This window comes from Caballeronia jiangsuensis (assembly GCF_046030135.1).
Classification (GTDB): Bacteria; Pseudomonadota; Gammaproteobacteria; order Burkholderiales; family Burkholderiaceae; genus Caballeronia; species Caballeronia jiangsuensis.
The window spans coordinates 237579-249277 of sequence record NZ_JAQQDB010000002.1; the positions used below are offsets into that span (position 1 = coordinate 237579).

Annotated in this window: 12 protein-coding genes; 8 read left to right on the forward strand and 4 right to left on the reverse strand. The window is 64.7% G+C overall.

Going from position 1 to position 11699, the window contains the following annotated elements; translation table 11 throughout:
* The first annotated feature begins 50 nt into the window (after positions 1–50).
* Complete coding sequence (locus tag PQR08_RS02985) at positions 51–758, forward strand: transcriptional regulator NanR (protein ID WP_250485481.1); 708 nt, start codon at positions 51–53, stop codon at positions 756–758.
* Here the strand turns inward: PQR08_RS02985 and PQR08_RS02990 are convergent.
* Positions 748–1677: a LysR substrate-binding domain-containing protein gene (locus PQR08_RS02990; protein WP_250485480.1), complete on the reverse strand. Its 930-nt coding sequence runs from the start codon at positions 1675–1677 to the stop codon at positions 748–750. The genes PQR08_RS02985 and PQR08_RS02990 overlap by 11 nt on opposite strands.
* A 244-nt stretch (positions 1678–1921) precedes the next feature.
* On the opposite strand from PQR08_RS02990, the gene PQR08_RS02995 reads away from it, so the two are divergent.
* From PQR08_RS02995 to PQR08_RS03025, 7 genes are all read left to right on the forward strand, one after another.
* Positions 1922–2227, forward strand: coding sequence for a DUF4148 domain-containing protein (locus PQR08_RS02995; RefSeq protein WP_250485479.1), 306 nt, complete (start codon positions 1922–1924; stop codon positions 2225–2227).
* A gap of 272 nt (positions 2228–2499) precedes the next feature.
* Positions 2500–4260 (forward strand): DNA-binding protein, encoded by a 1761-nt coding sequence (locus tag PQR08_RS03000; RefSeq protein ID WP_250485478.1) that lies wholly within the window; start codon positions 2500–2502, stop codon positions 4258–4260.
* Between the two features lie 13 nt (positions 4261–4273).
* Entirely contained in the window at positions 4274–4663 is a 390-nt protein-coding gene (locus PQR08_RS03005; RefSeq protein ID WP_250485477.1) for an SRPBCC family protein, read from the forward strand.
* Between the two features lie 44 nt (positions 4664–4707).
* Complete coding sequence (locus PQR08_RS03010) at positions 4708–5544, forward strand: helix-turn-helix domain-containing protein (protein ID WP_250485476.1); 837 nt, start codon at positions 4708–4710, stop codon at positions 5542–5544.
* A 93-nt stretch (positions 5545–5637) separates the two neighbouring features.
* Positions 5638–6027 carry a cupin domain-containing protein gene (locus PQR08_RS03015; protein WP_238211212.1) on the forward strand — a complete coding sequence of 130 codons (390 nt, stop codon included), beginning with the start codon at positions 5638–5640 and terminating at the stop codon, positions 6025–6027.
* Between the two features lie 106 nt (positions 6028–6133).
* Complete coding sequence (locus PQR08_RS03020; protein ID WP_250485475.1) at positions 6134–7183, forward strand: NAD(P)H-dependent flavin oxidoreductase; 1050 nt, start codon at positions 6134–6136, stop codon at positions 7181–7183.
* Positions 7184–7253: 70 nt separating this feature from the next.
* A complete protein-coding gene (locus PQR08_RS03025) occupies positions 7254–8579 on the forward strand; it encodes an NYN domain-containing protein (RefSeq protein WP_250485474.1) in 1326 nt (441 codons plus the stop codon).
* Between the two features lie 12 nt (positions 8580–8591).
* Here the strand turns inward: PQR08_RS03025 and PQR08_RS03030 are convergent, their stop codons facing one another.
* The 3 genes from PQR08_RS03030 to PQR08_RS03040 form a co-directional block, all read right to left on the reverse strand.
* Entirely contained in the window at positions 8592–10001 is a 1410-nt protein-coding gene (locus PQR08_RS03030) for an HdeD family acid-resistance protein (RefSeq protein WP_250485473.1), read from the reverse strand.
* Positions 10002–10158: 157 nt separating this feature from the next.
* Positions 10159–10962, reverse strand: coding sequence for an alpha/beta hydrolase (locus PQR08_RS03035; RefSeq protein WP_250485472.1), 804 nt, complete (start codon positions 10960–10962; stop codon positions 10159–10161).
* 49 nt (positions 10963–11011) lie between these two features.
* A complete protein-coding gene (locus PQR08_RS03040; protein WP_250485471.1) occupies positions 11012–11353 on the reverse strand; it encodes a DUF4148 domain-containing protein in 342 nt (113 codons plus the stop codon).
* Positions 11354–11699 lie beyond the last annotated feature (346 nt).

An 11699-nucleotide genomic window follows, 5' to 3' on the forward strand; every position in this document is an offset into this window, starting at 1 on the left:
GGCTTCGTGATAAGGTCGTCGGCGGGATTCATCGAAGACAGGCATTTCCGATGGCTGACATCATTCAGCGGCGCAAGCTGTATCAGGACGTACTCGACCGGTTGATGGCGCGCATCCGCTCGGGCGAGATCGCGCCCGGCGCGCAGTTGCCTTCCGAGCGCGAGCTGATGGAAGCGTATGGCGTCGGGCGGCCCGCGATCCGCGAGGCGTTGCAGACGCTGGAGCGCTCCGGCATCGTCGAGATCGCGCACGGCGAACGCGCGCGCGTGGTCGTGCCGACGGCGCAGAGCCTCATCGCGCAAATCGCGATCGGGACCATGCATCTGCTGCGCACGCAGCCCGACATGCTGGAGCATCTGAAGGCGGCGCGGCTCTTTCTCGAAACGGGCACGGCGCGCATGGCGGCCGAAAACGCATCGGAAGAAGACATCGCGCGGCTCGTCGAGTGCGTCGAGGCGCAGCGCGCGGCAGTCGATGACCGCGATGCATTTCTCGCCTGCGACATGGCGTTTCATCGCGAGATCGCGCGGATCACGGGCAATCCGATCTATCCGTCGATCGTCGAATCGATCTTCAACTGGGCCGCCGAATACTATCGGCCGATGGTGCGCGCGCCCGGCGCCGAATCGTTGACGCTCGCGGAACACGAACGCATCGTCGAGGCGATCGCCGCGCACGACGGCGACGCCGCCGCCAACGCGATGCACGCTCATCTCTCGCGGGCGAGCGCGCTCTACGGCACGCTCATCAAGTCCTGAGCGCTTCGTCGTCGCGCGTGCGCAGGAACGCGGTCATCTCCTTCAGGCTTTCGTTCATCTCTTCGATCAGCCAGCGTTCCAGTTGCGCGACGTCGGCATGCGCGCGCAGATGCGGCGCGACCCACAGCACGAGCTGGCGCGGACCCGGCGCGAAGCCGAACGGCGCGACGAGCTTGCCGGACATGAGATCGTTCATCACGAGCAATTGCGGCACGAGTGCCACGCCCAGGCCGCACACGGCCGCCTGGATCAGCAGATAGAAGTGATCGTAGGCATCCGCGCCCGCGCCGGCGAGCGGCGCTAAGTCTGTCGCGCGATACCAGTCGGTCCACGCTTCGGGGCGCGTGCGAGTGGACAGCAGCTTCGCGCGCGCGAGATCGGCGGAGCTTGTCAGTCCGATCGACTGCGCGTACTCCGGAGAGCACACCGGCCCGATCCATTCGTCGATGAGCGTGCGTGTGATCGCGTCCCTCGGCGGTTCGATCGTGTTCGCGCGAATCGCGACGCTGATCTTGTCGCGCACGAAATCGATCTGATCGTAGTTCATGTTGAACTTGAGCTCGGTCTGCGGATAGCGCCGATGGAACCCCGCGATCCGCGGAATCAGCCAGTTCATCATGATGGTCGCTGAGCACGACAGCGTGAGCGGCTCCGGCTTCAACTGCTCGATGCTCGCGTCGATGAGATTGAACGCCGTCGTAAGGCCTTCGGCGAGGCGTCTGCCTTCGGGCGTCGGATCCGAGGACTGCGCCGAGCGCACGAGCAGCGTGAGGCCGAGCGTATCCTCCAGCGCCTTCACCTGCCGGCTGATCGCGCCATGCGTGACGCACAGCTCCTGCGCGGCGAGCGTCATGCTGCGCAGGCGCGCCACGGCTTCGAACGCGCGCAAGGCGTTCAGCGAAGGGCGCGGGGTCTGCATGGTCTCCTCCCGGTATGGTGCCGATTATTTCCCGTTGCGATACGGGCAAGCCGATTGTAGACGGCACGGCGTCTTTGTATCGCACTGTATCCGCACTGAACGCCGACACACGGCGTTTCATAATCCGCTTTTTGCGAAACAAGCCAGATACGTCCGCCGGTTTAAATACCTCCAAGCCCGAACGATTCGCAACACACGGCGGATCGACAAGACGGACTTCCATTACATTCTCTGGAGGTAAATCATGAAAGTCATTCAATCGCTCATCGTCGCTGCCGCTGTCGCGCTTCCGGCTTTCTCGTTTGCGCAGTCGAACCAGCCGATCACCCGTGCGGAAGTGCGCGCGCAACTCGTCGAATTGCAAAAGGCCGGCTACGATCCGGCGAGCGACCAGACCCAGTATCCGCAAAACATCCAGGCCGCCGAGGCGCGCATCGCCGCCGCGAAGGGCCTGAGCGCATACGGCGCGCCGGCGAGCGGCAATGCCGACTCGGGCGCGCGTTCGGATACGACCGTCGTCGGTCTCGGTCCGGTTTTCGCGAAGCCGTAAGCGCGCGGATTTAGCCGGTTTTCAGGAGCCCGGACGGAGCGCCCGTCCGGGCTCGATGCGTTTCCGTGAATAACGCATCACGTCTCGAAATTACCGCCTCGCAGGCGATACACTCTCGCTTCAAAATCCCGATTTCGCCGGCATGTGACGTGCTGCGGAATGGCGGACGCGGAAAATGGGTATCATCCCTTTCCGCCCCGACGCGGATTAAGCCGAATGTAACAACGTATCGCAATTTTTCGAGTGCGACGCCATTGATTTTCGAGGCGCATATGCCCACAGACGTAGACATCATCACCGACGAACAGATCGCGTCGATCGCCGATCGCCTGACGCAAGAAGGCCGCAAGGTCACCCCCGTGTCCGTTTGGACGGAGGCCGGGCGCGGCTCGGTCGTCGCCATCGCGGCGGGCCTGCAGCGCTGGCGCGACGCGCATTCCCCGGACATGCCGCAGCAGGCGCCCACCGGCCTCCCCGACGACCTCGCCGAGACGCTCGTGAACGTCGCGCGGCGGCTCTGGACCGTCTCGCGCGACGAAACCGAACGGATGTCCGGTCAGCGCCTGTCCGTGGTGAGCCAGCGGCTTTCGACGGCGCTCGCGGAGCGCGACGAGGCGCTCGCCGAGTTCCAGAAGACCGGCGACGAGGCCGCGAAAAACCGCCAGCAAACGACCGAGACGCTGAGCGCGTTGCGGGCATCGGAAGACTCGGTGGCGCGGTTGCGCCAGGAGTTCGAGGCTGCCACGGCGCGCGCGCAGACGGCCGAGTCGCGCGTCGAGGAAGCGCTGCAGCGCGCATCGGCGGAACAGGCCCGACTGGAAGCGCTGAATGCGTCGCTCGACGAAGAGCGGCGCGCGAAGGACGCGCTGAACGAAGACATCGCGCGCATTGCACAAGAGCGCGATCAGGCGCGGCAGGACCATACGGAACTGCATGCGTCGATGTCGGGCAAGGACGAAGCGCTCGCGCGTATCGCCGAAGAACTCGATCAGGCGCGCCAGCAGCACGGCAATCTGCACGCATCGCTCGCGGGCAAGGATGAGGAACTCGCGCGCATCGCCGAGGAGCGCAATCAGGCCCGGCAGCAGCACGAACAATTGAGCGCATCGCTCGCGGACAAGGACGAAACGCTCGCGCGTATCGCGCAGGAACGCGACCAGGCGCGCCAGGATCACGCGGAACTGCACGCGCTGATCGCAGGCAAGGACGACGAGCTCGCGCGCATCGCACAAGAGCGCGATCAGGTGCGGCAGCAGCATGAAGCGTTGAGCGTCGCAGCGCAGGAAAAATCGGTTGAAGCCGAACGCTGGTCGCAGGATGCGAACGCCGCGCATGCGCGCGCGCAGACCGCCGAGGCGCAGGCGAGCGAAAGCCTCGCGCGCGTCGCCGCACTGGAAGCGGAGTTGAACGAAGTACGCGGTGCGCTCGCGGCCGAGCGTGAGAACGCGGCTACGCTGAAGACGGAAATTTCGGCGCATCGCGATCACGCGGGCCGTGTCGGCGGCGAACTGGACGAAGCCCGCAAGCAGATCAGCGTGCTGATGGAACAGAAGGCCGAGCAGGGCGCGGAACTCGCGCGCGTGTCGAACGATGTCAACGCGTTGCGCGAGCGCGCCGAGACCGCCGAGAAGAACGCGACCGATCTCGCGAAGCGCCTGGTCGAGAAGGAGCAGGGCGAGGAGTCGGAGCTTGCGTCGCTGCAGCGTCAGATTTCGGCGCAGGCGAAGGCGCATTCGAAGGCCTACGACGATCTTCGCGCCAACGCCGAGCAATGGGTCACCTACGCGAAGGACTTGCGCCAGCGTCTCGATGTGGCCAACGAAAAGATTCTTTTCATCGATGCCCGCAGCACCGGCGAAGTCGCGCTGATGCGCAGGCTTGCGGTCGAGCTGGAGCGTATGAAGCCGGATCACGAACTCGTGCTGCGCGAGGCGCAGCAGAAACTGATCGGAGACAAGATGACGCAGCAGCTCGCGCAAAAGGGCTATCGCTACGATCCGGCCACGGCGGTGATGTCGAAGATCGAAACGTGATCCTCGTGTGACGATGGAAACGCAGACCCTCACCGTTACGATCGATCGCGACTGGCGCGAGCTCTACGACGCGATCTGGCGTCCGGAAGTCTTTCCGACGTGGGCGTCGGGACTCGCACAATCGACGCTCGACGACATGGGCGATCACTGGCGCGCCCGCGGTCCAGAAGGCGAGGTGACGATCCGCTTCACCGGTCACAATGCGCTCGGCGTGATGGATCATCGCGTCGGCCTGCCGAACGGTGACGAGGTCTACGTGCCGTTGCGCGTCTATCAGAACGGCGCGGGCGCCGAAGTGGCGCTCACGCTGTTTCGCCAGCCGGGCATGTCCGACGAGCAATTCGCCGCCGATGCCGACTGGGTCCGCCGCGACCTCGCCGCGCTCGCGGCGCGTTACGGCTAACATCCGATATCGCCTTCAACGAAATGCCGGGAGCGGCAGTCGAGATGAACGAGCGCAAGAAGGGAACCGCGTCGGACTGGGTGAAACGCGCCGAGCCGACCGAAGGCATCGAGCGCATCGAAGCCTGGTTCGGCGGCAAGGCATACGGCCTGCACCGGCACGACACCTATGCGATCGGCCGCACGCTCGCGGGCGTGCAAAGCTTCAACTACCGTCGCACGCTTCGCCATAGCGTGCCAGGCCAGACGATGGTCCTGCATCCCGACGAACTTCATGATGGGCAAGCGGGCACCGGCGAAGGTTTCCGCTATCGCATGCTGTATGTCGAACCCGCGCTGATTCAGGCGATTCTCGGTGGCCGCGCGCTGCCTTTCGTCGAAGGCGGCGTGACGACCGATGTGCGCGTCTGCCGCGCGACGGAAGCGCTGCTGCAGCGCACGGAAGGCGCGCTGCCGCCGCTCGAAACACTCGAACAACACGACGCGCTGACCGAACTGGCGCTCGCGCTTGCGCAAGCGTCCGGCGCGCACATGGCCGCCGATAGCGGCGACTATGCGAGCGCCGCGCGCGCCCAGGAATTTCTCCACGCGAACTGCGACCGCATCATCACGCTGGACGAGCTTGAACGCGTGACGGGCCGGGACCGGTTCGCCCTGTCGCGCGATTTCCGCAAGTTTTACGGCACGAGCCCGTATCGCTATCTGACGATGCGCCGGCTCGATCTCGTGCGCCGTCTGATGCTGACGGGCGCATCGCTCGCGGATATCGCGGCCCATGCGGGTTTCGCCGATCAGAGTCACATGACGCGCCAGTTCACGCGCGCGTTCGGCATGCCGCCCGCGCGCTGGCGGGCGATCGCACGCGGCGCGGAGCCGCGCTGAGTCGCGCTGAACCACGCACGATCGTTCAAGACGTGCGCGATGTGCGGGCGTTAGCCTCGGGCTGATTCATCGTCCAGGTCAAGGAGCTTCGCCATGACATCCACACCCGTTTCACGCGGTCAGCGTATCGCGATCGATCCGCTCGACAAGGCGCGCAAGATCGAAGGCTTCTGGCAGCAGCGCGTGATCGCCGAAATGAACGACTACCAGTTCAAGGTTGCGCGTCTCGAAGGCGATTTCGTCTGGCATCGTCACGCGGACACCGACGAGACGTTCATCGTCCTCGAAGGCGAATTGCGCATCGACTTTCGCGACGGCGCGATGCATCTGCGTGCGGGCGAAATCGGCATCGTGCCGAAGGGCGTCGAGCACAAACCCTATGCGGCGCGCGAAGTGAAGATCATGCTCATCGAGCCGCGCGGCGTCGTGAATACGGGCGAAGAGCACAACGAGCGCACCGCGCCGAACGATCTCTGGATCTGACGCCGGGAAGCGGCAATGAGCATGCTTGAAAGCGAGTCCCGTCGGGACTAGGCTTGGGCGATGGTCCGTCACTCGCATTCGGACCGTTCACTCGCGCGAGGCCTGTATGACCGCGAACGCTGCGCCATTCGATACCGAGTTGACCCGTGTGCTCGGCTGCCGTTATCCGATCGTCTCCGCGGGCATGGGCGGCCCCGCGCGCGCGGAACTCGCGTCGGCGGTGTCGAATGCCGGTGGCTTCGGACTGCTCGGCATGGTGCGCGAATCGCCCGAGACGATCGCGAGCGAAGTCGCCGCCGTGCGCGCCGCGACGGATCGGCCATTCGGCGTCAATCTCATTCCGGCGGGCACGAAGCCCGGCCTGCTGGCCGCCGAACTCGACGCATGCCTCGAATTGCGCGTCCCGGCGATGTGCTTTTTCTGGGACGTGTACCCCGATATCGTCGCGCGTGCGAAGGACGGCGGCGCGCTCGTGCTGTATCAGGTCGGCTCGCTCGAAGACGCGTTGCGCGCGGAAAAGGCGGGCGCGGACGTGATCGTGGCGCAAGGCGTCGAGGCCGGCGGGCACGTGCGCGGCTCGACCGGCATCATGACGCTGCTGCCCGAAATCGCCGCGCATATCGGCGTGCCGGTGATCGCATCGGGCGGCATCGCGACGGGCGCGGGGCTCGTCGCGGCGCTGGCGCTCGGTGCGAGCGGCGTGCATTGCGGCACCGTCTTTCTGCCGACGCACGAATCCTACGCGCACGACTATCACAAGCAACGCGTGATCGATGCGCGCGCGGGCGACACGGTCCACACCGACATCTACGCGATCAACTGGCCCGCCGGCTCGCCGGTGCGCGTGCTCGCGAACAGCGTGACGGATGCGGCGCGCGATCATCTCTTCGGCAACGATCCCTATGCGCTGCCGCGCGAGGTCATCGCGCATGACGAATGGGGGCCGGTCGAAAAATACAGCACGATTTCCCCGCTGCGCTCGACCACCGGCGACATGGAAAAGATGGCGCTCTTCGCGGGGGAGTCGTCGGCGCTGGTGAACGAGCGGACATCGGCGGGCGAAGTCATCGAACGTCTGATGCGCGAGGCGAACGAGGCGCTCGACGATCTGCTCGCGCGGCGCGACAAGAGCCTGAACATCGGCGGCGGCGAGTGACGAACGGCCATCGGCCCGACAAGCTATCATGTGCGCATTCCAAAACATGCCGCACGGGCTGGAGAATCATATGGCTGGACCTCAGGAAAGCGTCAGCATGGCGTTGTTCTGCGACTTCGAAAATGTCGCGCTCGGCGTTCGCGATGCGAAGTACGAGAAATTCGATATCCGGCCGGTGCTCGAACGCCTGCTGCTGAAGGGAAGCATCGTCGTCAAGAAGGCCTATTGCGACTGGGATCGCTACAAAGGCTTCAAGTCGGCGATGCACGAGGCCAGCTTCGAGATGATCGAGATTCCGCACGTGCGCCAGTCGGGCAAGAACTCGGCCGACATTCGCCTCGTCGTCGATGCGCTCGATCTCTGCTACACGAAATCGCATGTCGATACGTTCGTCATCATCAGCGGCGACTCCGACTTCTCGCCGCTCGTGTCGAAGCTGCGCGAGAACGCGAAGAAGGTGATCGGCGTGGGCGTGAAGCAATCGACGTCCGACCTGCTCGTCGCGAACTGCGACGAGTTCATCTTCTACGACGACCTCGTGCGCGAGCAGCAACGCGCGATCGCCAAGCGCGAGCAGCGCGAATCGAAGCGCACGCCCGACGAGGAACGGCATCCGAAGCAGGAGACGGAATCGCGCAAGTCGCAGGCAATCGCGATCACCGTCGAGACTTTCGAGGCGCTCGCATCGGAGCGCGGCGAGAGCGGCAAGATCTGGGCGTCGGTGTTGAAGAGCGCGATCAAGCGCCGCAAGCCGGGCTTCAGCGAAACGCAATACGGCTTTCGCGCGTTCGGCAATCTGCTCGACGAAGCGCAGTCGCGCGGTCTGCTCGAAGTCGGCCGCGACGATAAATCCGGCGCGTTCGTGTTTCGCTCCGCGCAGTCCGCTCAAGTCGTGGCCGTGGATGTGAGGCAGGCCGAAGCGCAGGCCGCACCGAAAGAACACGAAAGCGCGGGAAACAGCCGGCGACGCGAGAAACGCGGTGCGCGGAAAGCCGAGTTCGTGGCCGCGCCGGAGCCGGTCGTGTTCGAGGAAGAAGTATCGACGCCGGTCGTTCCGAAAGAGCACGAAGGTTCGGCCAACAGCCGGCGCAGAGAGAGACGAGGCGCACGGAAAGCGGCTCAGGCAGCCGCGCAGGAAGACGCCGTGTTCGTGGAAGAAGCGCCGGCGCCGGTCGAACGCGAGATTTTCGAACCGCAGGCCGAATCTGCGCCCGAGCCCGCACCTGCACCCGCGCCGAAAAAACCCGCCGCGCCGCGTCGCGCGCGCAAGACCGCGGCGAAGCAGAGCGACGCCGATGCATCGAACGAGGGCGCCGCGACGGTTTCCGAAGCGCAGAAGCCGCCGCGCAAATCGTCGTCGCGCGGCAGCCGTTCGCGCAAGGCCGTCGTCGAGTAACCCGATATCGCTTCAACCGGTACGCTGCTCCGCCGACACCGACGCCTCTCCTTGCTCACGCGCCGCCGCATGTTCTTCGGCGCGCCAGCGCTGCCGCGAGCGATACATCGTCGCGACCGCGATGCGCGCCATCTTCACCCAGCCCGAATGGCGCGGGTCGGCGAGCATGCTGAGCGCGCGTGCGTAATCGAGCGTGAGGCCCGGCGTCCAGGCCATCGTCGCGGCGCGCTTTCGCACTTGCGCCGCGACCCATAGCTCGGGCGTCGCCATGATGCGCACGAGCGGCTTCCATCCGCCGCCCTTGCCCCATACGCGCGCCGACGCGCCCTCGATCGCCGCTTCCAGCGCCCGCGCCACGGAGCTCGAACAATTGCGATACGTGAGGTTGTAGGTCGTGTCGCGCTGATATGTCTGCCAGAAACGCGCGAGCCTCACCGGATCGTAATTGCGGATGCGCACCTGCTGCGTTGACGGACACCACGCTTTCGATTCGGTCTCGTAGTCGGGCTGAAAGAGGCCGGGCACGTCGTTCTCGCGCGTCGCGCGCAGCGTGCGGGTAAATTCGTTCGGCGAGCGGTCGATCTCGACCGCGGGATAAAGGCTGATGTACACGCCTTCGGGCGTCTCCAGCGCCGCGTGGCCGGTCGAGATGGTGCCGTTCCTGTCGATGGCGGCGATATATCGATCGACGATCAACTGCCGCTTCGTCTGCGATTTCGCCGTGCCGACCGGCGTCCACACGTGTACGGTCAGCGCGGCTTCATCGGGTGCGGGCGGGCCGTCCCAGACCGCGCCGGCGAACGAGGGCGCGGCGGACGCCGGTTCTTCCTGCGCACTCGCACTCGCTTCGCCATCGACGGCGGGATTCGCCGCCATGCGCCGGACGCGCGCCGCGAGCAGGATCATGTTCCAGCCGCCGAAGAAGAGGCCGAACGCGACGCAATAGGCGACCGTTCCCGCATAGTGATCGGGGTAAGGCTGATAGAAAAAGATTGCGATGGCGATTTCGAGCACGCCACCCGCCATCGCGAGGCGCCACTTTCGAAAGCGGACCACGCGCGCGGAGACGATCTGCAAGGCGCCATCGACGAGAAAGAGCGTGCCGAAGATGAGCGACAGCACGAAGTTGCCGTGCTCGCCGCCGAACAGCACGAGCAGCGCCGACAGGCAGAACGTCGTGCCTTTCACATAACGCAGCTTGCGCTGGCCGCCCATGCCGGTCCATGCGACGGCGAGCGTGGCGAGGCCCTCGAACAGCATCATCAGCGCGAAGGGCACGATGGGAAAGTAGAGCGAACCGTCGAGCGCATCGGTGAAGATGACGCCGCCGAGCGCGATGCTGAGCAGCCCGAGCGTCAGCACCGTGCGCCATCGCGTGCGCAGATAGTCGACGCCGAGGAGAATCATCACGAGCCGAACCATCGATTCCTCCGTCTGATCATTCGATGCCTTGTGCGGGACATGCGCAGCCACACACTATATAAGGCATTGACGGCGAAAGCGGCAAGAACGGGAAAACCACAGACGAAAGTGCGCGGCTGCCGTGCAGAAACACGACAGCCGCGCGCGGTCACATCATTTATTGCACCGCATGCTTCGCGGCTTCTTCGATCACCGCCGCGACCTGCTGCGGCTTCGATTCGTACACGGAATGGCTCGCGCCCGGAATGACCGTCACGTGACTATGCGCGCGCTCGTAGTACCAGCGTTCGAGATCCGGATTGATGATCTTGTCGCCGCCGGCCACGATGCCCCAGCTCGGCTTCGACGTCCACGCCGCGGCCGTCAGCGGCGTCGTGAAGACTTGCGCCGCCGTCAGAATCTGCGAGTGCGATTCGAACCGGGCTTGCCTGAGCGGCAGATCCGCGGCGAAGTCTTTCGGGAACACGGCGGGATTCAGGTACGTGTAGCCATCCGCTGTCTTTTCTACGGCGTCCGTCTGCTTCGCGAGGAAGCTGGGCGTCTTTTTACCGAGCGCGCCTTCATCCTCGCCGACGTTCGGCGCATGCGCCGCGACATAGACGAGCCCCGCGACCTTCGGATGCACGCCCGCTTCCGTGATGACCGATCCGCCATAACTATGGCCGACAAGGATCGCCGGACCGTTCTGCAGGTCGAGCACGCGTTTGGTCGCGGCGACGTCGCCTTCGAGCGATGTCAGCGGCTCCTGCACCATCGTGACGTGATAGCCGTCGCGGGTGAGGATGTCGTAGACCGGCTTCCAACCCGAGCCGTCGACCCACGCGCCGTGAACGAGAACGATGTTTTTGACGGGCGCATGGGCATCGGCGGCCGGGGTGGCATCCTGAGCCATTGCGCCGGTCGATGCGAACATACCGGCCGACAGCGCCAGCATCGACGCTGCTTGAAAGAATCGCTTCATGAAAGACTCCGCTTGTGCGAATGAGAGATCGTCGATCCGGACGTGCGGATCAGCTACCGAAGAACGGCTGGCAGAAGTCGATCGGCCCGACGCACGTGTTGTTCATCGATACATGCTTCGGCGCGCTCGATGCGCTCGTGCCGGTTTGCACGCCGCCGTAGGCCTGCACTGCATCGGCATGTTGCGCGGAGACTTTCGCTTCCGCTGCCTGAATGTCCGACGGGTAGTACGGATCGCTCGCGAGCGCCGGGTTATAGCCTGCCTTTTCGACGGCGACGAGATCGGCGCGAACCTGTGCGCGCGTGACGGGGGCGTTCGATTGCGCGAATGCGAGAGCGGGCGCAGCGAGCGTGGCGGCAACAAGGGTGAAGCTGACGAGATACTTTTTCATGTTCGACTCCTGGTGGATGATGATGTAGTTAATCGGGTATCCGAAATAAATATTGGTTTCGGTTTCCCTTGATAAGGCCGTTGGTCCGTGTTTATGCCGCGACCTTGACGACACTTTATCCACCGGATCGCACCTCGACTACACCTACGAAGGAGCGTGCCTGCAGCCGTTATCGGTGCATCGGCTAAACGTTCGGATGGCGCGCGTAGCAGCGCTTCAATCGTGCGGCTGCATACGTGCGACGTCCGGATGAGCCGTCTCATCCACGCGTGTTACGCGCTCATACGAAGGTGTTATCGCTTCGCCGATATCAAACCTTGATATAGGTTGACTCAACCATCAGGCG

Bases quoted from the DNA above. Each gene is read 5' to 3' on its own strand.
- PQR08_RS03040 (WP_250485471.1), bottom strand. From the start codon at position 11,353: ATGAAAAAGTATCTCGTCAGCTTCACCCTTGTTGCCGCCACGCTCGCT.
- PQR08_RS02990 (WP_250485480.1), bottom strand. From the start codon at position 1,677: ATGCAGACCCCGCGCCCTTCGCTGAACGCCTTGCGCGCGTTCGAAGCC.
- PQR08_RS03010 (WP_250485476.1), top strand. From the start codon at position 4,708: ATGAACGAGCGCAAGAAGGGAACCGCGTCGGACTGGGTGAAACGCGCC.
- PQR08_RS03005 (WP_250485477.1), top strand. From the start codon at position 4,274: ATGGAAACGCAGACCCTCACCGTTACGATCGATCGCGACTGGCGCGAG.
- PQR08_RS03015 (WP_238211212.1), top strand. From the start codon at position 5,638: ATGACATCCACACCCGTTTCACGCGGTCAGCGTATCGCGATCGATCCG.
- PQR08_RS03020 (WP_250485475.1), top strand. From the start codon at position 6,134: ATGACCGCGAACGCTGCGCCATTCGATACCGAGTTGACCCGTGTGCTC.
- PQR08_RS03025 (WP_250485474.1), top strand. From the start codon at position 7,254: ATGGCTGGACCTCAGGAAAGCGTCAGCATGGCGTTGTTCTGCGACTTC.
- PQR08_RS03000 (WP_250485478.1), top strand. From the start codon at position 2,500: ATGCCCACAGACGTAGACATCATCACCGACGAACAGATCGCGTCGATC.
- PQR08_RS02985 (WP_250485481.1), top strand. From the start codon at position 51: ATGGCTGACATCATTCAGCGGCGCAAGCTGTATCAGGACGTACTCGAC.
- PQR08_RS02995 (WP_250485479.1), top strand. From the start codon at position 1,922: ATGAAAGTCATTCAATCGCTCATCGTCGCTGCCGCTGTCGCGCTTCCG.
- PQR08_RS03035 (WP_250485472.1), bottom strand. From the start codon at position 10,962: ATGAAGCGATTCTTTCAAGCAGCGTCGATGCTGGCGCTGTCGGCCGGT.
- PQR08_RS03030 (WP_250485473.1), bottom strand. From the start codon at position 10,001: ATGGTTCGGCTCGTGATGATTCTCCTCGGCGTCGACTATCTGCGCACG.